The 22,142-nt window shown below is 48.9% G+C and carries 21 protein-coding genes and 1 tRNA gene; 4 read left to right on the top strand and 18 right to left on the bottom strand.

Annotated elements, in window-relative coordinates:
* Positions 1-30: 30 nt before the first annotated feature.
* The 5 genes from B4E62_RS20665 to B4E62_RS20645 all read right to left on the bottom strand — a co-directional run bounded on the left by B4E62_RS20665 (position 31) and on the right by B4E62_RS20645 (position 6,412).
* Positions 31-513, bottom strand: coding sequence for a YajQ family cyclic di-GMP-binding protein (locus B4E62_RS20665; RefSeq protein ID WP_310073324.1), 483 nt, complete (start codon positions 511-513; stop codon positions 31-33).
* A gap of 34 nt (positions 514-547) precedes the next feature.
* The gene (gene ampE / locus B4E62_RS20660) at positions 548-1,513 is read right to left on the bottom strand and encodes a regulatory signaling modulator protein AmpE (RefSeq protein ID WP_310073323.1); all 966 of its coding nucleotides are present in this window, start codon (positions 1,511-1,513) and stop codon (positions 548-550) included.
* A 48-nt stretch (positions 1,514-1,561) separates the two neighbouring features.
* A complete protein-coding gene (gene ampD, locus B4E62_RS20655; RefSeq protein ID WP_374725277.1) occupies positions 1,562-2,128 on the bottom strand; it encodes a 1,6-anhydro-N-acetylmuramyl-L-alanine amidase AmpD in 567 nt (188 codons plus the stop codon).
* A gap of 9 nt (positions 2,129-2,137) precedes the next feature.
* Positions 2,138-3,619 (bottom strand): AAA family ATPase, encoded by a 1,482-nt coding sequence (locus B4E62_RS20650; RefSeq protein WP_310073322.1) that lies wholly within the window; start codon positions 3,617-3,619, stop codon positions 2,138-2,140.
* 105 nt (positions 3,620-3,724) lie between these two features.
* Positions 3,725-6,412 carry a glycoside hydrolase family 3 protein gene (locus B4E62_RS20645; protein ID WP_331353384.1) on the bottom strand — a complete coding sequence of 896 codons (2,688 nt, stop codon included), beginning with the start codon at positions 6,410-6,412 and terminating at the stop codon, positions 3,725-3,727.
* A gap of 143 nt (positions 6,413-6,555) precedes the next feature.
* Between B4E62_RS20645 and coq7 the strand changes: the two genes are divergently transcribed.
* A complete protein-coding gene (gene coq7 / locus B4E62_RS20640) occupies positions 6,556-7,203 on the top strand; it encodes a 2-polyprenyl-3-methyl-6-methoxy-1,4-benzoquinone monooxygenase (protein ID WP_331353383.1) in 648 nt (215 codons plus the stop codon).
* An 82-nt stretch (positions 7,204-7,285) separates the two neighbouring features.
* Here the strand turns inward: coq7 and B4E62_RS20635 are convergent, their stop codons facing one another.
* Positions 7,286-7,705 carry an OsmC family protein gene (locus tag B4E62_RS20635; protein ID WP_310073319.1) on the bottom strand — a complete coding sequence of 140 codons (420 nt, stop codon included), beginning with the start codon at positions 7,703-7,705 and terminating at the stop codon, positions 7,286-7,288.
* A gap of 261 nt (positions 7,706-7,966) precedes the next feature.
* Between B4E62_RS20635 and crp the strand changes: the two genes are divergently transcribed.
* Positions 7,967-8,602 carry a cAMP-activated global transcriptional regulator CRP gene (gene crp / locus B4E62_RS20630; RefSeq protein WP_133684469.1) on the top strand — a complete coding sequence of 212 codons (636 nt, stop codon included), beginning with the start codon at positions 7,967-7,969 and terminating at the stop codon, positions 8,600-8,602.
* Positions 8,603-8,696: 94 nt separating this feature from the next.
* On the opposite strand, the gene trpC is transcribed toward crp, so the two are convergent.
* From trpC to trpE, 4 genes are read right to left on the bottom strand one after another with little or no spacing between them, the layout of a single operon-like run.
* Positions 8,697-9,497, bottom strand: a complete 801-nt coding sequence (gene trpC / locus B4E62_RS20625; protein WP_331353382.1) for an indole-3-glycerol phosphate synthase TrpC — start codon at positions 9,495-9,497, stop codon at positions 8,697-8,699.
* A gap of 31 nt (positions 9,498-9,528) precedes the next feature.
* Positions 9,529-10,560 (bottom strand): anthranilate phosphoribosyltransferase, encoded by a 1,032-nt coding sequence (trpD, locus tag B4E62_RS20620; RefSeq protein ID WP_310073317.1) that lies wholly within the window; start codon positions 10,558-10,560, stop codon positions 9,529-9,531.
* Positions 10,561-10,579: 19 nt separating this feature from the next.
* Positions 10,580-11,161 carry an aminodeoxychorismate/anthranilate synthase component II gene (locus tag B4E62_RS20615; RefSeq protein WP_331353381.1) on the bottom strand — a complete coding sequence of 194 codons (582 nt, stop codon included), beginning with the start codon at positions 11,159-11,161 and terminating at the stop codon, positions 10,580-10,582.
* Complete coding sequence (gene trpE / locus B4E62_RS20610) at positions 11,158-12,669, bottom strand: anthranilate synthase component I (RefSeq protein ID WP_414633275.1); 1,512 nt, start codon at positions 12,667-12,669, stop codon at positions 11,158-11,160. Before trpE ends, B4E62_RS20615 begins: the two co-directional genes overlap by 4 nt.
* 12 nt (positions 12,670-12,681) lie before the next feature.
* Here trpE and B4E62_RS20605 point away from each other — a divergent pair, with 12 nt between their 5' ends.
* Positions 12,682-12,897 (top strand): hypothetical protein, encoded by a 216-nt coding sequence (locus tag B4E62_RS20605; protein WP_331353380.1) that lies wholly within the window; start codon positions 12,682-12,684, stop codon positions 12,895-12,897.
* Positions 12,898-13,004: 107 nt separating this feature from the next.
* Here B4E62_RS20605 and rpe read toward each other — a convergent pair whose 3' ends face one another.
* Complete coding sequence (rpe, locus tag B4E62_RS20600) at positions 13,005-13,688, bottom strand: ribulose-phosphate 3-epimerase (RefSeq protein ID WP_331353379.1); 684 nt, start codon at positions 13,686-13,688, stop codon at positions 13,005-13,007.
* A gap of 80 nt (positions 13,689-13,768) precedes the next feature.
* Between rpe and B4E62_RS20595 the strand changes: the two genes are divergently transcribed.
* Positions 13,769-14,875 (top strand): DUF3530 family protein, encoded by a 1,107-nt coding sequence (locus B4E62_RS20595; protein WP_331353378.1) that lies wholly within the window; start codon positions 13,769-13,771, stop codon positions 14,873-14,875.
* A 309-nt stretch (positions 14,876-15,184) separates the two neighbouring features.
* On the opposite strand, the gene B4E62_RS20590 is transcribed toward B4E62_RS20595, so the two are convergent.
* The 7 genes from B4E62_RS20590 to ftsH all read right to left on the bottom strand — a co-directional run bounded on the left by B4E62_RS20590 (position 15,185) and on the right by ftsH (position 21,781).
* Entirely contained in the window at positions 15,185-15,922 is a 738-nt protein-coding gene (locus B4E62_RS20590; RefSeq protein ID WP_331353377.1) for a tRNA-uridine aminocarboxypropyltransferase, read from the bottom strand.
* An 81-nt stretch (positions 15,923-16,003) separates the two neighbouring features.
* Positions 16,004-16,088, bottom strand: a tRNA-Leu gene (locus tag B4E62_RS20585).
* Between the two features lie 13 nt (positions 16,089-16,101).
* Positions 16,102-16,515, bottom strand: a complete 414-nt coding sequence (secG, locus tag B4E62_RS20580; protein ID WP_331353376.1) for a preprotein translocase subunit SecG — start codon at positions 16,513-16,515, stop codon at positions 16,102-16,104.
* 40 nt (positions 16,516-16,555) lie between these two features.
* Positions 16,556-17,317 carry a triose-phosphate isomerase gene (gene tpiA / locus B4E62_RS20575; RefSeq protein ID WP_310073304.1) on the bottom strand — a complete coding sequence of 254 codons (762 nt, stop codon included), beginning with the start codon at positions 17,315-17,317 and terminating at the stop codon, positions 16,556-16,558.
* A 222-nt stretch (positions 17,318-17,539) separates the two neighbouring features.
* Positions 17,540-18,877, bottom strand: coding sequence for a phosphoglucosamine mutase (gene glmM, locus B4E62_RS20570; protein WP_310073303.1), 1,338 nt, complete (start codon positions 18,875-18,877; stop codon positions 17,540-17,542).
* A gap of 36 nt (positions 18,878-18,913) precedes the next feature.
* Positions 18,914-19,774, bottom strand: a complete 861-nt coding sequence (gene folP, locus B4E62_RS20565) for a dihydropteroate synthase (RefSeq protein ID WP_310073302.1) — start codon at positions 19,772-19,774, stop codon at positions 18,914-18,916.
* 99 nt (positions 19,775-19,873) lie between these two features.
* Positions 19,874-21,781: an ATP-dependent zinc metalloprotease FtsH gene (ftsH, locus tag B4E62_RS20560; protein ID WP_331353375.1), complete on the bottom strand. Its 1,908-nt coding sequence runs from the start codon at positions 21,779-21,781 to the stop codon at positions 19,874-19,876.
* Between the last annotated feature and the right edge of the window lie 361 nt (positions 21,782-22,142).

The raw sequence follows: 22,142 nt of genomic DNA, 5'->3' as shown, positions 1-22,142 counted from the left end.
TTTTTATTTCAGTGCATCTGCCTGCGATAATTAATCCCTGAAGTTCTCAAACTGCATCGGCATTCCCAGTTCAGCAGCGCGCAATGCCGCAATACACTCTTGCAAGTCGTCGCGCTTTTTTCCAGTAATGCGCACCTGCTCACCCTGGATGCTGGCCTGAACTTTCAATTTTTTATCTTTTACGAGTGCAACAATTTTTTTCGCCAAGTCTTTATCAATTCCCGTTCGCACAGTGACATCGCGCTTCACTTGTTTACCCGCGCTTTTTACCTGGCCGATGTCCAAACAACTCACATCAATACCATTTTTTGCCATAGCGGGCCTGAGTAAATCCAGCATTTGATCGAGCTGCATTTCAACATCAGAGGTAAGGGTAATCACATACTCTTTAAGTTCGAAACTTGCATTCACACCCTTAAAATCAAAGCGATTGGTGATCAAACGCTGGGCTTGATCAACCGCATTGGTCAAATTGTGTTTATCCACTTCGGACACTACATCAAACGATGGCATAACTAACCTCTTACAAACAAAATTAAATTGCTATTTAAACAATAAGCGTTGCAAACGCTATCGCACAAATCCAGAACAACAGCGAGCGCGAATACAGCGGCACGCTGGATTTTACCAAGGCAAACGAATAGGCGGGTTCGGAGTGAGTGGTGATGACATCACCGGTCAGGTCCTCAATAATATCCTGCGTCTCTTCTTCCATCTCCTCCTGCATTTCAGCTTTTTCTACAGGCGCCATCTGTGCCATAGCGGCAGCAGAACAATCAGTCGAGGCACCTAATGCACCGCGCAGGCATTCATTTAAGATGTAATCAGACGGGCTGTGCATGTCCAATAAATTTTTTCGCAGCGGACAGGTTTCAAAATTGCCCACAAATGCCCAGGTTACACCCATCAACCGAACCGATGGCAACTCCAGCAACCACAACCATTTACCCGCTGTTGTTGCAGCGTCGCTGCCGTCTTCCGAAAAATCACGATACAAAACACTCAGGCGGTATAACAAGGCACCAAAAGGTCCGGCAATAAAAAACCAGAAGAGCACAGCAAACATGCGTTCAAAACCGCGATAAGCAAATACTTTCAATGCCTCGGTATGCAGCCCGCGCCAATCGCTGACGTCAGCAGCGGGGCCACCTGTGCTTAGACGATCCAATAATTGTGCAGCCGCGACAGTGTCTCCACGAGTGGCGAGTGCAATATATTCCTGAACATCCGTCAAAATATTTCCGCGTCCGAGACTGTAGAGCAACACAGGAACATAGAGAAAAAATAACCACTGTTTGCCTGCGAGCTGATGCACCAACAAAAAGGCGAGCACCAACACAGATAATGGAATCAACAGAGCCAATGCCAGAGGTAACACAGGTGCCGCAGAGAGGCCTGGAATTTTTTGCAGGCGGCTAATCAGCCATTTGAACCAGCCATCATATTGGAGGATGCTGGCAGAGCCGAGCCAATAGACGATAGCGAGTACCGCAACCAAACTGAGAAAAATCATTTTTGTTAATCACTCGTCAGTCAATAAAGAAAGAAAGAAAAAATGGCGTTAGCCGAGAGAATTGCGATAACGCTGCCAATCAAATGCGGGCCCTGGATCGGTCTTTCGCCCGGGTGCGATATCTGAATGACCAGTGATACGCTCAGGTGTTAGTTTAGGATAAGTCAGCAGCAACTGGCGAGAAACTTTCTCCAGTGCCCGGTATTGCGCATCGCTGTAGGGAATGTCGTCTGCCCCCTCCAACTCGATACCAATGCTGTAATTATTGCAGTCGGCGATGCCGGCAAAGCTGGAGCTACCCGCATGCCATGCGCGCGCATCAAACGGGACAAATTGTGTGACTTTACCGTCACGTTCGATGAATAAGTGCGCAGAAACCTTGAGTTCAGCGATAGTTGAAAAATACGGATGCAGGCTTGCATCCAGTGTATTTTGAAAAAACTTCTGCACATAACCGCCGCCAAATTCACCGGGCGGCAAGCTGATGTTGTGGATAACCAATAGGCTGATATCGGTATTTTCAGGGCGAAAATTAAAATTGGGCGACGGACATTGCGTGGACCATTGCAGCCAGCCATCAATGATCATCGCGCCATTTTCATAAGCATCAGTCATCTAAACACCTTACGCGGGAATAGTCCGGTCTTGGGCCCACACACGCAGGCTTGCGATTTGCTCGGACATCACCACCGAGAGCGGACTGGTTGCGGCAATTTCGCGCAACAAAATATCCGTAACAAGCGGCTTACCCTCTGCACCAGCCGAGTAGAGTGCGGCGATAATCGCCTGCTCAATTTCCGAACCGGAAAAGCCCTGGGTCGCATCAGCGAGCTGATCGAGATTGAAGTTTGCAACAATACAGTTGCGCTTACGCAAGTGAATCGCAAAAATATCTTTGCGCACACTTTGCTCCGGCAAATCGACAAAAAAGATTTCGTCGAGACGGCCTTTACGAATTAATTCTGGTGGCAAGCGGGAAATATCATTACTGGTGGCAACAATAAATACACGCGTGCGCCGCTCTGCCATCCAGGTCAGTAATGTACCGAGTAAACGTTGCGATACACCGTTGTCGTTGCCGTCTTGCGCCATGCCTTTTTCGATTTCGTCGAGCCACAACACACAGGGCGACATTGCATCGGCGAGCTTTAATGCCTCGCGCAAATTTCTCTCCGTTTCGCCGTGGAATTTATTGTAGAGCGCACCGACATCCATACGCATTAATGGTAATCCCCACAAACCAGCAACGGCTTTAGCCGCGAGACTTTTACCACCACCCTGCACGCCAAGCAGTAAAATACCTTTGGGACGGTCGAGCGTGGAGTCGTCATCGTTAAACGCATCGCGCCGTGTTAATAACCAACGTTTTAAATTAACCAGACCACCCACATTGGAAAAATCTTCAGTCTGCTGTTCAAAACTGACGACACCTTCCATATCCAGCAGAGCAAATTTTGCTTTGTTGATGCGCGGTAAATCATCTTCACTGAGCGAACCATCATTCCAAATTGCGGAGCGCACCAAACGGCGCACATCGCTGGCGCTCATACCTTGCAAATTGTTCACGACTTTTTTGAGGGTAATGTTATCGGTTTTGACACGCGCGCCGGCATGGCGATCAGACCAATCTTTCGCCTCTTCGCGAATAATTTCCATGATCTTGTCTTCATCGGGCAAGGTCAGTGAATAGGCAGCACTGTAGCGTGTCAGCTCGGGCGGTAAGCGCAATTGATGGCTAAGCAACACAAGTGTATGCGGTACCGCAAAATGATTGAGTGCAATATCTTTTAGTAAGCGCACAACTTGCGGTTGATCGATGAGGAAGGGATGTATATCGCAAAGTGCAAACATGGCTGGTTGCTGCTGTTGTTTGATATGGCGCAACATTTCTTCCGGCTCATTCAGTTCACTGCCCTTGGGCACTAATTGCGGACCAAAATTCAAACGTGTGAGCCCTTCAGTAACTGACCAGCGATGCAGATCCTTGCCATGTTTATTGGCAACTTTGAGCAGCACGTCCAGCGCCTTTTTTTCCTCGAAGGTTTCAATCACTAACAGTGGGATACGGGAATCTAACAGCAGTTTTATTTCGTCAACGTCTTGCACGCTTGTCTCCTTTCAGCCGGGCGAATAGTTATAGTGGCTGAATAAGCATGAAGTGAGGATTGCATCCTTGCAATCGTTTTTTACGCGGTAAGTATGTTGCGAGGGTCAAGGGACGCTGATATCAATCTCCTGGCGCAAGCGGATATCACTACTGGAAGCACCCACCTGGATCTCATAGCGTCCAGCATCTACGGCATAGGCTTTTTTCTGTTCATCGTAAATAAGCAAATCCTTATTCGGCAACAGGGTGAAACTCAACTCCTGCTGCTCGCCTTTTTGCAAATGCACTCGCTCAACTGCGCGCAACTCTTTTAGAGCACGGGCACGCTGGGGATTAATAGGTTTGATATACACCTGCACCACTTCATCGCCCGCGTATTTGCCTGTATTTTTTAGTTGCATCCGCACCTTAATAGATTCATCCGCAGCGAATGTTTTTTGATTCACGTTTAGGTTGGAATAGCTAAAACGCGTATAGGACAACCCGTAACCAAAAGGATAAAGCGCTTCGCCGCTAAAATAACGATAGGTGCGGTTGTGCATTGAGTAGTCGTCAAACGCGGGCAATTTTTCATCGGCTTTGTAAAAGGTAACGGGCAGACGACCAGCGGGATTCACATCACCAAACAGCACGTCCGCCATTGCATTGCCACCGCGCTGGCCGGGATACCAACCCATCAGAATCGCAGGCAGGTTTTGATCGGCCCAATCAATCGCCATGGCCGCGCCGCCGGTGAGCACCATCACGACTGGCTTGCCCGTTTTATGCAGGGCTTCCAGTAATTTTTGTTGGATTGCAGGCAAGCGAATATCAGTGCGGTCACCACCGGCAAAACCGGGGTAATTCACTTTCATTTCTTCGCCCTCTACATCGCCCGTTAAACCGCCCACAAAAATAATGACCTCAGCATCCTGCGCTATTTCAATCGCCTCTTCGAATGGTGCCTTCGCTTTAGGCAAACGCCAACCCAAACGCACTTCGGCATCGCGGATATCTTCAAAATAGTCGAGCCGGATGTCGTATGCTTTGCCCGCCTCCAATTCAACCGCAACACTGTGGCTGCGCAAACGCTCAGCCAACTCCCAGGAATCGATCAGGGTCTTGCCATTAATTGTTAATCGCACACCATCGTTGGCGCTGACATTTAATTCGTACATACCGGATACGGGCGGCAGCAATTGCCCCGTCCAGCGCACACTGTAATTATCACTGGGTAACCCGGTGCCTGCTGCAATTTCACCGCGCGCAACAAGTGAATCGGTTGGTGCGCCGCGATCCCAACGAAAAGCAATGCGCGCATCGATACGGGTTAGCAGTGGTGCGCCGGTTAAATCAGCAGTTTTAAAATACTCTCCGCGTAAACCTTGTTCGGTCGAATTTGGCGAGGGGCGTAAGTAAGTGGGTTCAATCACAGTCGCCGCGCGCGGATCTTCCCTTCCCTCCACCAAATCCACTCCGCGCGCATAACTTACTTGGGTATTGGGAACCGCTGCACGGATGCCTTGCAGAATCGTCACGGGTGCCGCTGGTGTGCCGTAATAATTACCGAGCAGCGACATTACCTCATCTGCAGTTGGTCCAATCACAGCAATTTTTTTCAATGATTTTTTTAGGGGTAAGATGCCGTTATTTTTTAATAGCACAATCGATGATTGCGCAGCTTTGTGCGCGAGCTGATCATGTTCGGTGGATTGGTTTATCGAATAGGGAATTTGCGCCCAAGGCACATCGCTATCTGCATCGAACATTCCCAAGCGGAAACGAGTTAAAAATAAACGACGCAGCGAATCATCCAACTCTGCTTCCGTAATCAACCCTTTTTTAACTGCGCCTACTAGCGCATGATAAGTTTTTCCACAATTTAATTCAGTGCCTTTTCTAACACCGAGTGCCGCCGCCTCTTCGGCCGTTTTAACTATCTTGTGATACAAAAAAATATCTTCAATCGAATCACAGTCCGATACCACGTAACCAGTAAAACCCCAGTCTTTACGCAGCACATCAATTAACAAACGCTGGCTGGCAGAGGCTGATTCACCATTGACACGATTGTATGCACCCATCACTGAAGCAACATTGGCCTCTTGTACCAAGGCTTTGAAGGCGGGCAAGTAGGTCTCGTATAGATCGCGCTCACTGGGGTAGACATCGAAATGGTGGCGATCGGCTTCCGGGCCGCTATGCACCGCAAAATGTTTAGCTGTTGCATCGGTTTTGCGATATTTGTGCGTGGGTGCATCGGTGTAATCACCTTGCAAACCTTTTACAAATTCAACGCCCATCCGGCTCGTGAGGTAGGGGTCTTCCCCGTAGGTTTCCTGGCCGCGCCCCCAGCGCGGATCACGAAAAATATTGATATTGGGCGACCAGAACGTCAGGCCTTGATAGCGCAGCCGCTGATCGCGTTTAGCAAAGGCATGATGCTTTGCGCGGCCTTCGTCACTTATCACGCGCGCAACTTTACCCACCAATTCAGGATCAAAAGTCGCCGCCAACCCAATCGCCTGCGGGAATACCGTCGCATCACCCGCACGCGCCACACCATGCAACGCTTCATTCCACCATTCGTATTTGGGCACACCCAACCGCGGAATGGAGGGAGCGTCATTCAGCATCTGGCTGACTTTTTCTTCCAGTGTCATGCGCGCGACTAAATCTGCGGCGCGCATTTCAAAATTGCGCGATTGATCCTTGTAAATTGGGGTTGGTGTTATCGATGTCGCCTGCTGGGAAAGACATAATGAAGAAGCGCTGCCAATAAGCATCAGCAGTAAAGACCTAAATAAAGCCATGATGAATTTCCCCAAGAGAGCCACTATCAAAATGTTATTGTTTAAATGACTATAAATAGAGTTTTGCTTGCATACAAGTAAAATAGGGTTAAGTGGCTGCCGGATTTCTGTTTAAATAGCTTATCGCCCAAGGGGGAACCAATATGCCCAGCACACAGTTAAGCCTGATCGACACACTTATCGTCAACGCGGACCGCGCCTTGCGAACCCTCGCAGCCGGAAGTGATATGACCAGTGAGCGCGCTTCGCCCGCTCGTTCATTAAATGAAGCCGATCTCAGCGAGGCCGAACGCAAAAAATCAGCGGCATTGATGCGCGTAAATCACACCGGCGAAGTCTGCGCCCAAGCGCTTTATCAGGGACAGGCGCTAACGGCCAAATTACCTAATGTACGCGCCGAAATGGAAAAGGCAGCCGAAGAGGAAATCGATCATTTAGTCTGGTGCCAGGAGCGCATAGACGCACTCGGCAGCCACACCAGCTATTTAAATCCGCTGTGGTACGGACTTTCATTTGCGATTGGTGCAGGTGCAGGTTTGGTTAGCGACAAAGTCAGCTTGGGATTTGTTGCAGCAACAGAAGATCAGGTATGCAAACATTTACAAGATCACTTACACGAATTACCGGAGCAGGATGTCCGCAGCCGCGCGGTCGTCGGACAAATGCTCGAAGATGAAGCGCGCCATGCGGATATGGCATTGAACGCTGGTGGTTATAACTTTCCAAGACCGGTGAAAGGCTTTATGACGCTGGTATCTAAAGTAATGACAACAACCAGTTACCGAATTTAAGAATAAAGTCTTCGCACAAAATTATCACAAAAAAATGCCCGCTATCAGCGGGCATTTTTATTTCACAAAACCGATTCTAAACTTACGCTTCGCGAATCTCGTAGGAGTGAGTAATCTCTACTCCACCGGCTTCCAACATAATCGATGCAGAGCAGTATTTGGTGGCTGACAACTCCACCGCGCGTTTTACCTGTGCCTCTTTTAATTCTTTGCCGGTGACCAAAAATTTCATATGAATTTTGGTAAACGGTGACGGCACACCATCCGCGCGCTCCGCATCCAGCTCGCAGCGGCAATCTGTTACCTGCTGACGCGCCTTAGTCAGAATGCTCATGACATCGAATGAAGAACAACCACCCAAACCAATCAGCAGCATTTCCATAGGGCGAACACCCGTATTGCGGCCACCGTGATCCGGCGGACCATCCATTAATACCGCATGCCCGCTGCCCGATTCGCCTAAAAATTGCGCACCATCAACCCATTTCACTACTGCTTGCATAATCGTACCCGTTGTAAGAATGCCCCAGAAAATTGGCGCCTAGCCTATCACAGCGAGGCGAAAAATCGAAAATGGCGTCAAAATCAACAATTATCTTATAAATGGTGACTTTTTGTAGACAATTCAATTATCTAGGCTTATAACTGCATCACAAATTTTCAGGTTGTCATGGCATATCTATAGCAGTGTGAAGGCCTTGTCGTCATAATAAATTTCATATTTGAATTAGTAATATAAAAATCCATCAACAGGAGCCACACCTTGGTCGCTGTCTCGCTTACACCGCACATTAAGAATGTGGAAGAGTTTTTAATTCATTGTCACCGTCGCCGTTATCCCGCCAAAAGCACCATTATTTACGCGGGCGACAAAAGTGATTCGCTGTACTACATCGTTAAAGGTTCAGTCACTGTATTGATCGAGGACGATGAAGGGCACGAGATGATTGTCGCCTATCTAAATGACGGCGACTTCTTCGGTGAAATGGGCTTGTTCGACGAGAAAGATTCGCGCAGTGCTTGGGTGCGCGCGAAATCCGAATGTGAAGTAGCTGAAATCAGCTACGCCAAATTCCAGGAAATCTCTGAAACCCACCCTGAGTTTCTGTTTGCACTGGGCAGCCAAATGGCTCGTCGCTTGCGCGCTACGACACGCAAGGTGGGCGATCTGGCCTTCCTTGATGTGACTGGCCGTGTTGCACGTACGCTGCTGGAACTCTGCAAAGAACCAGATGCAATGACCCACCCGGATGGTATGCAAATTAAAATCACCCGCCAGGAAATCGGCCGTATTGTTGGCTGCTCCCGCGAGATGGTTGGCCGCGTACTCAAGACCTTGGAAGAGCAAGGCTTGGTGATGGTAAAAGGCAAAACCATGGTGGTTTACGGTACACGCTAAGACTTTTGCTTAGTGCAAAAAATAAAGCCCGCACAATGCGGGCTTTGTTTTTCTACTGACTGTAAAAAAATGGTCGATGCTAAGTAAAATATATTTATTGGGAGAAGAACTCTGCCAATGCGACACCCGGCTCATCTGCTCGCATAAAGGCCTCACCCACCAAAAATGCATTTACATTTTTGCTGCGCATGGCCTGCACATCGGCTGGTGCAAGAATTCCGCTTTCTGTTACTACAATACGATCGCTGGCGATTTTATCCAGCAATTTGTATGTCGTTTCCAGAGTTACATCAAAGGTGTGCAGATTGCGGTTATTAATACCGATCAATTTATTCGGCAACTCCAGCGCAATATCCAGCTCGACTTCATCGTGCACTTCTACCAATACATCCAACCCGATTGATTGCGCAAGCGTATTGAGTTCCTTTAATTTTTCCGATGACAGTGCGGACACAATCAAGAGTACACAATCAGCCCCCATGGCACGCGCTTCGTAAATCTGGTATTCGTCAACGAGAAAGTCTTTACGGATCACCGGCAAACTTACCGCTGCACGCGCCTGCTGCAAATATTCATCTGCACCTTGGAAGAAATCCACATCAGTCAGGATTGACAGGCAAGCAGCGCCACCTCGTTCATAAGAACGCGCAAGTTCAGAGGGAATAAAATGCTCGCGAATCACACCTTTACTGGGCGATGCTTTTTTAATTTCCGCAATCACACCCGCGTTACCTTGCGCAATTTTATTTTCGATTGCCTTTACAAAACCACGTGCTGGTGCTTGTTGAGCTGCAAGTGCTTTTAATTGTTCCAGCGAAACCTGCGCCTTACGCTCAGCAATTTCTTCCCATTTGCGCGCAATAATCTTACGCAGTACCGTTGGTGTATCAGACATTGAATTTTCCAAAAACGTGTGGCAAAAAAAGTTATTGCAAATATTGCGTAAAAGCGGCCAGTTCGCGAATTTTTTCACCCGCAAGGCTGCTACCGATAGCATCGCGCGCCATTTCAACACCGTCAGATAAAGTACTAGCAACGCCGCTAACATAAATCGCTGCACCAGCATTAAGCGCGATGATATCGGCTGCTTTTTCCGCGTATTGACCACGGCGATTACCTAATGCATCGCGAATCAACAACAATGAATCTTCGGCATTAGATACACTCAAGCCAATCAAACTTTTGGACTGCATACCAAAATCTTCGGGCTTGATGATGTATTCGCGAATCTCACCGTTTTTTAGTTCAGCGATCTGTGTTTCAGTCGACAAGCTAATTTCATCCAAACCGTCTTTAGCGTGCACCACCATCACATGCTCGCTGCCAAGACGACCAAGCACTTCAGCCATAGGTTTACACAACTCGCCATTAAACACACCAATAACCTGACGCTTAACTTTCGCGGGGTTAGTCATAGGGCCGAGCATATTAAAAATGGTGCGCATACCTAGTTCTTTGCGCGGGCCAATTGCATGGCGCATCGCACTGTGATGTGCAGGGGCAAACATAAAACCCACTCCAATTTCACGCACACAGCGCGCAACTTGTTCAGCGGTAATATCAAGCTTAATCCCCGCCGCCTCCAAAACATCTGCGCTACCGGTTGAGCTGGAGACAGAGCGATTACCGTGTTTTGCCACGCGTCCACCGGCAGCGGCGACAACAAATGCGCTGGCAGTGGAAATATTAAATAAGTTTGCACCATCGCCACCGGTGCCGCAGGTATCGACTAAATAATTCACATCAATATCTACCGGCGTCGCCAGTTCGCGCATCACCATGGCCGCACCGGTGATTTCATCCAGGGTTTCGCCTTTCATCCGCAGCGCCACCAAAAAGCCACCAATTTGTGCGGGTGTTGCTCCACCTGTCATAACTACTCGCATCACAGAAATCATTTCTTCTGTGCTTAAATCAATCCGTGCTACCAATTTTGTTAATGCTTGTTTGATATCCATTGCCATTACCTTTTATGAATCAGTACGCCTTTAAAAAATTGCGCAGCATATCGTGGCCATGCTCGGTCAAAATCGATTCCGGATGAAATTGCACGCCTTCCAATGCGAGCGTTTTATGTTTCACTCCCATAATTTCTGCCATGCTGCCATCTTCATTTTGCGTCCAGGCGGTGATCTCCAAACATTCAGGGATGGACTCCTTTTCAATAACCAGCGAGTGATAGCGCGTTGCCTGAAACGGATTTTTCAACCCGGCAAATACACCTTTATTGTTGTGATATACAGGTGACGTTTTACCGTGCATTACGAAGGGGGCGCGAATCACTTTACCGCCCAACGCCTGACCAATACTTTGATGACCAAGACAAACCCCGAGCAGCGGAATTTTTCCGGCGAAGGTTTTGATGGTATCCACCGACACCCCCGCTTCAGTAGGGGTACAAGGGCCAGGGGAAATAACAATTTTTTCTGGTGCTAAGGCTGCAATCTCTTCGATGGTGATTTCATCATTGCGTACAACTTTAATATCCGCACCCAACTCGCCAAAATATTGCACCAGGTTGTAGGTGAATGAATCGTAGTTATCAATCATTAAAATCATGTTGCATCCCCTATTACTGCAGCAGTGCCTACCATATCAACGGCTTTAAAAATTGCGCGCGCTTTATTCATGGTTTCTTTCCACTCCAGCGCAGGCACTGAATCGGCCACTACCCCTGCACCTGCTTGTACATAGAGTTTGCCGTTTTTAATGACAGCAGTGCGAATAGCAATGGCAGTATCCATATTGCCATTCCAGGAGATATAGCCCACAGCGCCACCGTAGATACCGCGTTTTTCCGGCTCCAATTCGTCGATAATTTCCATCGCGCGAATTTTGGGCGCACCACTTAAAGTGCCGGCCGGTAATGCCGCGCGCAATACATCCATCGCACGCAGATCATCTTTTAATTTACCGATGACATTGGAGGTAATGTGCATCACATGTGAGTAGCGCTCTACCACCATTTTATCGGTCAGTTTTACGCTGCCGATTTTCGCCACACGGCCCACATCATTGCGCCCCAAATCAATCAGCATTAAATGCTCGGCAATTTCTTTGGGGTCATTCACCAATTCAATTTCCAGCGCTTTATCTTCTTCTGGCGTGTAGCCGCGACGACGGGTTCCTGCAATCGGGCGCACGGTCACTTCACCATCTTCCAAACGCGCGAGAATTTCCGGGCTGGAACCTACAACATGGTGATCGCCAAGATCCATAAAATACATATAAGGCGATGGATTTAAATTGCGCAGGGCGCGATAAAGATTAATCGGCTCCTGGGTAAAATCAATCGATAAGCGCTGGGACACAACCACTTGCATGGTATCGCCAGCTAAAATAAATTCTTTGATTTTATCAACATAGCGGTGGAAGTTTTCTTCACCGCAATTGGAACTAAACAGCGGTTCGTTATGGCCATTATTCCCCAGCGATAAACTGGGTGTTGCCGGAATTTCACCGCGCAGTTTTTGCTCCAACTCATCCAAACGCGCATTGGCTTTCACAAATGCGTTTTCCACTTCCGGATTCGCATGGATTACAAAAATCAATTTACCGGCAAGGTTATCGAACACCAATACTTCATCGGAGACGCTGAGCAAAATATCCGGTGTGCCGATCACATCTTTGGGTGTGCCGGCCTTTAAATGTGGTTCCACATAACGCACGCAGTCATAACCAAAATAACCAACCAACCCACCGGTAAAACGCGGCAGCCCAGGCAACTCAGGTGCGCGATAACGCTTCTTGAACTCTTTCACAAACGTCAGAGCATCGGCGCAGATATGGGTTTCAACAATCTTGCCATCGCGTTCAATTTGAATCGCATCGCCAAAGGCTTTAAGCACAGTGCGCGCAGGCAAGCCGATCATGGAGTAACGCCCCCATTTTTCGCCGCCTTGCACAGATTCAAATAGGTAGGAGTAAGGGCCAGCGGCCAACTTCAGATAAGAAGACAGTGGTGTATCCAGATCCGCCAGCACTTCACGCATAACGGGAATACGGTTGTACCCTTGCGCGGCCAATTGGGTGAATTTTTCTTGATCAATAAACGGGTCAGAGTTCATGGAATTACCTTTATGCTCGCCAGACGAAGGGGCAAGCTTTTATCTTTATCAATATTGTATTTGCGCAGCAGTGTTCATGAAAAATCATTTTTAAACATCTATGAACAGATAGCCTATGCGCAAACAGGGAAAGGCAGGCTCAGTGCAAAATCAATGAAGATGTTGCCAAAGCGAGATGAACTAGCGACGCCATCGGGCGGCAAGGTGGGTAGCGCACTCTGTAAATAAGGTTGCGTGTTTCACGAGGATGATTCCTGTTTGAGCTTCGAGCAAGTGTACTGAAATAAAGCGCCTGTGCCTACCCTCTGGACGCCGCCTAACCCGCAAAGGAGCGGCTATTTAACCAAAGCCAATTGCTCGCGCATTTGGGCGATAACCGCAGCGTAATCGGGCGCATTAAAGATCGCCGAACCTGCGACAAAGGTGTCGGCACCGGCTTCTGCAACTTCGCGAATGTTCGCCAGACCAACCCCACCATCAACCTCGAGACGGATAGGAAAACCACTGGCATCGATAAGCGCGCGGGCTTCGCGCAGCTTATCGAGGATATAGGGAATAAACGTCTGACCGCCGAAACCCGGGTTAACCGACATCAACAGCAGCATATCCAGCTTACCCATTACATACTTGATATTGTCGAGAGAACTGGCGGGAGTGAGCACCAGACCCGCTTTGCAGCCCTTATCCTTAATCAGTTGCAGCGAACGATCTACATGGCGCGAGGCTTCCGGATGGAAAGTGATGTAGGTCGCACCTGCATCGGCAAACTGGACGATCAAATCATCCACCGGCTCGACCATCAGGTGCACATCAATCGGAGCCGTAATTCCATATTTGCGCAGGGCTTCGCAGACCATAGGGCCGACAGTCAGATTGGGGACATAGTGGTTATCCATCACATCGAAGTGGATGATATCGGCACCAGCAGCGAGTACTGCATCTACCTCAGCACCCAAACGGGCAAAATCCGCCGAAAGGATTGAAGGTGCTATTTTGTAATCTCGCTTAAAGTTCTGCATAAATGTCCCGATATTGATAAATGGCAGCCCGCATTCTACGTGATAAGGTTTGCCACCAAAACCCACTAAAGAGCCAAACCATGCCTGCGAACACCGGCCCATGGCCAATGAGATTTATTAACCGCCGCCCGCGATTAGCGCATGCCCTGCTTGCCCTTTGCCTGTCACCCCTGGCTGCGATCGCGCAGGAGCCGGAAGAAAACACCGAATCCTCTACCGCAAGCAGTGCGATCAGCTCGATTAGCAAATCATCCGAAGCTCCGCTTTACCCATCGCGCGATATTCGCGATAAAAGTTTGATCGCCGCCGCCATGAATGATGAGGCGCAATGGTTGGAGACTGAACACGGAAAAATTCTTGCGCTTTATCGCCCGACTGAGGCTAAAAAAACGCTCGGCGTATTGATCCTGCTCCATGCGGCAGAAAACCCCCAACTCTGGCCGCCCACTCTGGAGAACCTGCGCGCGAACCTGCCGCGCTACGGATGGGAAACTCTGGCGATTAGCCTGCCACAACGTTATCTGGCGGCAATTCCCGCCCGGCCTAGTTCAGCATCGGCGAGCGCATCCTTATCAAGCGCCGCTGCAGATACTGAAGCTGCAGCGGAAACACCCCCCGAAGAGACGGCGGCGGCATCCGCCTCCAGCAGTGTACCAAGCTCATCCACCGCAACCTCTTCAAGCGTTGCGCGCGATGCGCTAATCGCCACTTATGTCGATGCGGCGTTTAATTTCTTAAAAGAAAAGGGTCAACTCAACACGGTAGTACTGACCGACAACAGCTTGGCATTTCAGATTATGCAGATACTAGCCCCGAAAATTAAGGATAACAGCCGCGATACAACAGTTGTTGATGGACCACTACAAGCCCTTATTGTCACCAACCTCCAGCAACAAGAGCCAATCATCAAGCAGGAACTGGAAACCATTTTTGCTGCAAAACAACTGCCCGTACTAGATCTTTTCTTCGCACCGATTGATGCGGGGCAACTGCAAGCGAGGGAGTTGCACAGAGCAGTCGCCATGCGCAAGAAAGTAGTGGATTACCAACAGCTACTAATCGATGATCAACCCAAGTTAGTCGAACAGGATCACCAAAGCTTTTTATTAGGAAGGGTGCGCGGCTTCATGCAACAAAAAGCCAGTGGTACTGAGCTGAAAGCACAAAGCGAAAATGTACAACAGTAAAACGAAAACGGGATCAGTCGCCGACTGATCCCGTTTTCGTTTTGCTTACCAGATTCGGAACATCCGGTTCCGAATCGTGGAATCGCCACTCGTGAGCATGACCTGATTAAATGAAAATGGCGCTATGAATTAGGCGCTTCCCTTGACCCTGCTTGGTCAACCTACCTTCCCTGACGACCTCCTTGTTAGAAGCCATTTTCAAGCAAGTTGGGGAGTGACGATAGTCGCAAAATTCAATGAATGTTGTAGGAAATTAGCTACAGCTCACAGCGGCATTTGGCTTATAACCCTGCGGAAACCAGGCAGATATCAAGCCTTTTTGTAAGCCGCCATCCGTTCATGCAACTCGCCAATGACGGGGGCGACTGCCCCGCGCGTTGCTAGGTAGTGCAGATTAAATAATCCAAAATAATCCTGTAAGGCACTGGCGGCACGCACTTCGCCCGCCATCTCCAAACACAATCCAGCCGCTTCAGCGGTAGACAGATAATGCTCCTGATGAGATTTACGCACCGCATAGCCGCGCACTAAAGCTTCAGGCAAGACTACACAGGGGATTTCCTCCAACCATCGGCTCAAATGAAACATTCGGCCACTTTGCTTCCAGGTGCCATCCAACAATACAAAAGTTGTGATTTTTCCATCATCCGGTAATTCAGTTACCAAACCCCGCTGCTTTGAACCCGTTTCGTTAGCATCAGCAGGGAATACAATCACACAGCGGCGGCGGGAATCCCCCAACAAACCCAACAATTCCTGCGCAGGTTCCGTGCGGCTCCAGCAAAACACATGAGTCTGCTGCGGCAATAGCTCAGCGATCAAGCGCCCGGTATTAGTTGGTTTGAATACCTCATTGCGATGCATCAACAATACAAACTCGCAGCGCGCCTCCAAATCCGGGCGCCACGGACATATACAGGCAAATGCAGCTAATTGACAATGCTCACAGCGCACAACCGATTTACCACGCGCAAGAAATTCGCGAGTGGATTCAGCCAAACGCTGTGCACGCAATTGCAAATATTGGTTGGAGAAATTATTGGTCATCAATTACCCGCAGGGAGAGTTAGCTACACAAACCATCAAATTACAGACGAAAAAAAAGCGCTCTTGTGAGCGCTTTTAATTTGGTGCCCTGGGCCGGACTCGAACCGGCACAGCATTCGCCACTACGACCTCAACATAGCGTGTCTACCAATTCCACCACCGGGGCATTAACTCTAAAATTACTCTTTCTTTGCTTCTGTTTGAGCGGCTGCATCTACAGACGCTGGAGCAACTTCAGCTCGCGCAGCTGGCACATCAGATGCAGCCGCTGCAGGTACTTCACTGGCAGGCACATCGGAAGCAGAGGGGACTTCTTGTTGCTGCACAGCGGGGACAACTATACCCTGCGTTGCTACTTTTGAATGATTTTTCGCAATAATTGCCAAACCAAAGCTAGTACAAAAAAACACGGTTGCAATAATCCAAGTTGCGCGAGTGAAAAAATTACCGCTCCCTTCACTGCCGAATACAGTTTGCGAAGCTCCAGCGCCAAATGATGCGCCTGCTGCTGCGCCCTTACCTTGCTGCAGCAAAATCAAGCCAATAATAGCCAGTGCCGCAAGCGAATGAATAATCAGTACCAGTTTTTCCATTGCAAAGCTCTCTTGAGCGCTTGGTGTTTAGCTGATGAAATTAATCAGCAGCCCTACAGATTGCTAAAAACTCGTCAGCGTCTAAAGATGCGCCGCCAAGTAAGGCACCGTCTATATCGGGCAATGCAAACAACTGTTGTGCATTGTGCGCTTTGACGCTACCACCGTACAAAATCCTGACTTTCCCAGCTAACTCACCCAGCTGTGCACGCATAAAACGGTGCACTTCTTCTGCTTGCTCAGGTGTAGCTGTCTTGCCGGTCCCTACAGCCCATACAGGTTCGTACGCAAGCACGGCATTATTGAATACATCTTTACCTGTATGCGCAAAGACCGCATCGAGCTGCCGGCCAATAGTCTCTAACTGACGCCCCTGTTCGCGATCCTTTAGAGATTCACCTACACAGAGTATCGGTATTAAACCAGCTTGCTGTACAGCTATAAATTGGCGAGCAACTTGCTCATCCGTTTCACCCTGCAGTCGGCGGCGCTCATTGTGACCAATTATTACAAATTTGCAATCCAAATCTGCAAGCATTGATGCTGAAACTTCGCCTGTGTAAGCCCCCTTACTATGCTCACTTGTGGTTTGTGCACCCAGCAATATCGCTGAACCAGACAACAAACTTCCAGTGTGTATTAAATAAGGAAACGGTGGGCAGATAACTACATCTGCATTATGCTCACCTTGCCAACCAGCCACAACCTTGACCAACAAGTCTGCATTTTCATGCAGGTTTCCATTCATTTTCCAATTGCCAACCACCAGTTGGCGACGCTTGGCGTTACTTGCTTTGTTCAACAGCAATACCTCCCCCAAAGCGGGCGCCAATGTTAGCTAAGAAGATTTGAACATACAACCCAATCTTCGCTTACACCCTGATTTTTATCCGTTTTTTTACGATACAACCGGCAATATTGCCCTGAGCACCGAGCATCTGAATATAAAATCTGCGCCTTGGCCGATTTTTGAGCGCTGATTTGTCATCACTCTTTTTATTAACAAATTGCATTCCCGTTAATATTAGCTGAGCGCGGCCTCTACCGTCGCTGCAAGCTCTTGAGCCAACTCTTTAACTTGTTTTTTATCCTCTCCTTCAACCATTACCCGCACCACAGGCTCAGTGCCCGAAGGGCGCAGAAGAACGCGTCCGGTTCCCGCGAGCTTTTCTTCCGTCAGTTTTACTGCTGCTTGAACGGTGTCATTATTCGCCAGATCAACACGCTTTGATATATGTACGTTAATCATGACCTGAGGCAGCTTGTTCATCCCCTTCTTGATGCGATGTAAAGAATCACCCATTGTGGTTACAGCAAGCAGCACTTGTAAGGCTGCAATTATTCCATCACCCGTAGTGGTGACATTGCTGCACACGATGTGACCAGAGTTCTCGCCTCCCAATCGCCAGCCGTTGCTGCGCATCATCTCGATAACGTAACGATCACCCACCTTAGCGCGCGCAAAAGGGACATTCAGTTTTTTAAGCCCCAACTCGAAGCCGAAGTTACTCATTAAAGTGCCGACCACACCATCGCAACCGCCCGCATATTCCTGTTGATATGCGGCAATGATGTAGAGCAGCTCATCGCCATCAACTAATTCACCCTTGTGATCCACAAACACTACGCGGTCGCCATCGCCATCAAACGCGATACCTATATCAGCGCCCAGCTCAACTACCTTTTCCTGCAGTGCTTCAGGTTTAGTGGAGCCGCAACTGCGATTGATATTGGTGCCGTTAGGTTCAACAAACAAAGAGGTGACATGGGCACCCAATTCGGTGAATACATCAGGTGCGATGTTGTAGGTTGCACCGTTTGCGCAGTCCAGAACGATATGCATCCCTTTGAGATTAAATCCCCACGGCATAGTGCCTTTGCAGAACTCAATATAGCGACCCGATGCATCCGCAATACGGCGAGCTTTACCCAGCTTTTCGCCGGTGGACATGGGTCTTTCAAGTTGCGCTTCAATCAGGGTTTCCAATTCGTCGGGAAGCTTGCTGCCATTGCCACCAAAAAACTTGATCCCGTTATCGACATAGCTGTTGTGAGATGCGCTGATCACTATTCCGGCCTGAGCCTTAAATGTTCGTGAGAGATAAGCGACACCAGGGGTGGGCATAGGGCCAAGCAAGCCGACATCAACGCCGGCATTAATCAATCCAGCCTGCAATGCAGATTCAAACATATAACCGGAAATACGCGTGTCTTTACCGATCAAAATCATGTTTTGGCCATCAAAACGATCCTTGAGTACACAGCCAGCCGCCCAACCTAACTTGAGCATAAAATCCGGAGTGATTGGGAACTCGCCCACCAAACCGCGAATACCATCAGTGCCAAAATACTTGCGAGACATAATTCCTTACTCCGCTAACAAAAAAATGCGCTGCGATTATTCAACCACAGCAGCGAGAACCTTTAATACATCTACCGTGGCAGCAACATCATGCACACGGATAATGGCAGCGCCGCGTTCAGCTGCCAGCATTGCCAAAGCCAAACTGCCCGGTAAACGCCCATCAACCGGACGATTGAGCAACTGCGCGACCATGGACTTGCGCGACATACCCACCAACAAGGGATAACCCCAGTCACCCAACTCCGGCAAGCGCCGTAAAAGCGCGAGATTATGCGCGAGTGTTTTACCAAAGCCAAACCCGGGATCGAGAATAATTCGCTCTGAAGGAATACCCTGTGCATGACAAGCCGCTATACGTGCGTGTAAAAAATCACTCACTTCTGCTATCACATCATCGTAGTGTGGGTTTTGCTGCATGCTGTCAGGTTGCCCTTGCATATGCATCAAACAGACAGGCAAACCGCTAGCAGCAGCAGCAAGCAATGCACCGTCACGCTGAAGTGCGCGCACATCATTAATCAATCCTGCACCTTTTTTTGCCGATTCGGTGATCACACTCGCGGTGCTGGTATCGACCGAGACTAATGCACCCAGTTTATCAACCAATGCCTCGACCACAGGGGCAACACGATCCAACTCTTCTTGCTCAGATACTGTTGCGGCGCCTGGCCTTGTTGATTCCCCGCCAACATCAATGATCTGCGCGCCTTCTGCCATCATCTGTTCTGCGCGATGCACAACCAGATCCAGATTCAGCGCGCTGCCGGTGTAATAGCTGCCTCCGTCGGAAAAGGAGTCCGGCGTAGTATTGAGAATTCCCATCACTACAGGGCGAGTGAGATCAAGTTGATGTCTACCGCAAATAAGAAGGGTTTTATCTGGATGGGATTGCATTCAAATGCCTAAGCTATTTTTGAGGTGATTAAAACTGATAGAGGGAAAAACAATAACCCCGAGCAAGCCCGGGGTTATTATTGGCAAAAATACAAAAAATTAATGCGTGTTAGCTGGGCCACCTATAGGGCCTGCCGGGGTTTCCCCAGAGGCATCCTTATCGCGCAAATGGCTGTTGAAATCATCATCATTCCACTCGCGCGGCGGGCGCACTTTACGGCGCGCCATCAAATCAGCAACCTGTTCAGCATCGATGGTTTCATATTCCATAAGGGCATTTTTCATCGCTTCCAGAATATCGCGGTTATCCTCAAGAATTTTGGTAGCACGTGCATAGCAGTCATTAATAATTCGGCGCACTTCTTCATCGATATTGCGCGAAGTGTCATCAGAGTATTGTTGTGTCGCCATGCCCGGATAAGCGCCCTCTTCCTCGCCGTAATGCAGTGGACCCAACTTAGCGGACAAGCCCCATTTGGTCACCATATTGCGTGCCAGCTGGGTAGCACGTTCGATATCATTCGACGCACCGGTAGTAACGCCATCGATTCCCAAAGTCATTTCTTCTGCGATGCGTCCGCCGAAAAGCGTACACAAACGCGACTCCAGTGAGCGTTTGCTGTAACTGTATTTGTCTTCCTCGGGCAGATACTGGGTAACACCCAATGCGCGGCCACGAGGAATAATAGTCACCTTATGCACCGGATCATGTTCTGGCACTACACAGCCAATAATGGCGTGCCCAGCCTCATGATAAGCAGTGTTTTCTTTTTCCTTTTCGCTCATCACCATGGATTTGCGCTCAGCACCCATCATGATTTTATCGCGCGCTTTTTCGAAGTCTTCCATAGTGACCAAACGCTTGTTGCCACGCGCTGCCATCAAAGCCGCTTCATTGACAAGGTTAGCCAGCTCAGCACCGGAAAAACCCGGAGTACCGCGTGCGATAACTGATGCACTGACACGATCCTCCAATGGTACTTTTCGCATGTGGACTTTCAGGATTTGCTCGCGGCCGCGAATATCCGGCAAACCAACATAAACCTGACGGTCAAAACGACCTGGGCGCAACAGCGCTTTATCCAGCACATCGGCACGGTTAGTTGCAGCGATAATGATTACACCATCGTTGCCTTCAAAACCATCCATCTCCACCAGCAATTGGTTCAGGGTTTGTTCGCGCTCATCATGACCACCACCATGCCCGCCGCCGCGATGACGACCCACGGCATCGATTTCGTCGATAAAAATAATGCACGGCGCCTGCTTCTTGGCCTGCTCAAACATGTCGCGTACACGGCTTGCGCCTACACCGACAAACATCTCAACAAAGTCAGAACCGGAGATTGAAAAGAAAGGGACTTTTGCTTCACCAGCAATGGCTTTGGCCAGCAAGGTTTTACCGGTACCTGGTGGGCCCACCATCAATACGCCGCGCGGGATCTGGCCACCCAAACGCTGGAACTTGGTGGGGTCGCGCAGGTACTGCACCAGTTCCTGCACCTCTTCTTTGGCTTCATCGACCCCTGCCACATCGGCAAAGGTTGTTTTGATTTGATCTTCACCGAGCAGACGCGCCTTACTTTTACCAAAACTCATAGGGCCGCCTTTACCACCAGCGCCACCTTGCATCTGACGCATAAAGAACCAGAAGACTGCAATAATGATCAAAATAGGGAAACTGGCGACCAGCAATTGGTTCAACAGGCTTGGCTGCTCAACTTCGCGCCCTTTAATCACTACATTGTGGTTGTAAAGGTCGTCAATCAACTTGGGATCTTGCAGATTGGGGCGAATAGACTTAAAGGTGGTATTGTCCTTATAGATCCCCTCGATAACCAAACCATCAATGGTTACCTCCTGCACCCGATCATCGCGCACACTGGAGATAAAATCGGAGTAGTTGAGCGTGTTGCTGGTAGATTGCTTGTTGAAGCCCTCAAAGACACTGAAAAGGACTACGGCAATGACCAGCCAAAGCACGAGATTCTTGGTTATATCGTTCAAGGAAAATTCCTCACAGTTACATCAAATTTATTAATGGCTGGCAATAAACGCCCAATCGATAGGCTAGTAATATTAGCTATGGTTTACCGATAACAGATACTTGCACATTTACCAGTTGAAATCGTCGAATTTTTCATAGCTTAACGCCTTTTTGACGCCTGAATCTGACTTTCAAGGTAGCATTCATCACCTTGAAATACGAACAATCAGGATACCTTAGACGAGCCGCCAGACAAACTTATCTATGCAAGTCATTTGGGGGCTGGTGCTCAAATTGCAAGCCCCGACTTGTAAATCCACATACGCCTAGTAGTAAAACTAAGGCAACCAGCCAGGCAAATCCAAACGTCGGGACGCAGAA

The organism is Cellvibrio sp. UBA7671, from assembly GCA_002483145.1.
Taxonomy (GTDB): Bacteria; Pseudomonadota; Gammaproteobacteria; order Pseudomonadales; family Cellvibrionaceae; genus Cellvibrio; species Cellvibrio fibrivorans.
The sequence above is the reverse complement of the archived record's forward strand: the minus strand, read 5'-3'. Positions and strand labels throughout refer to the sequence as shown.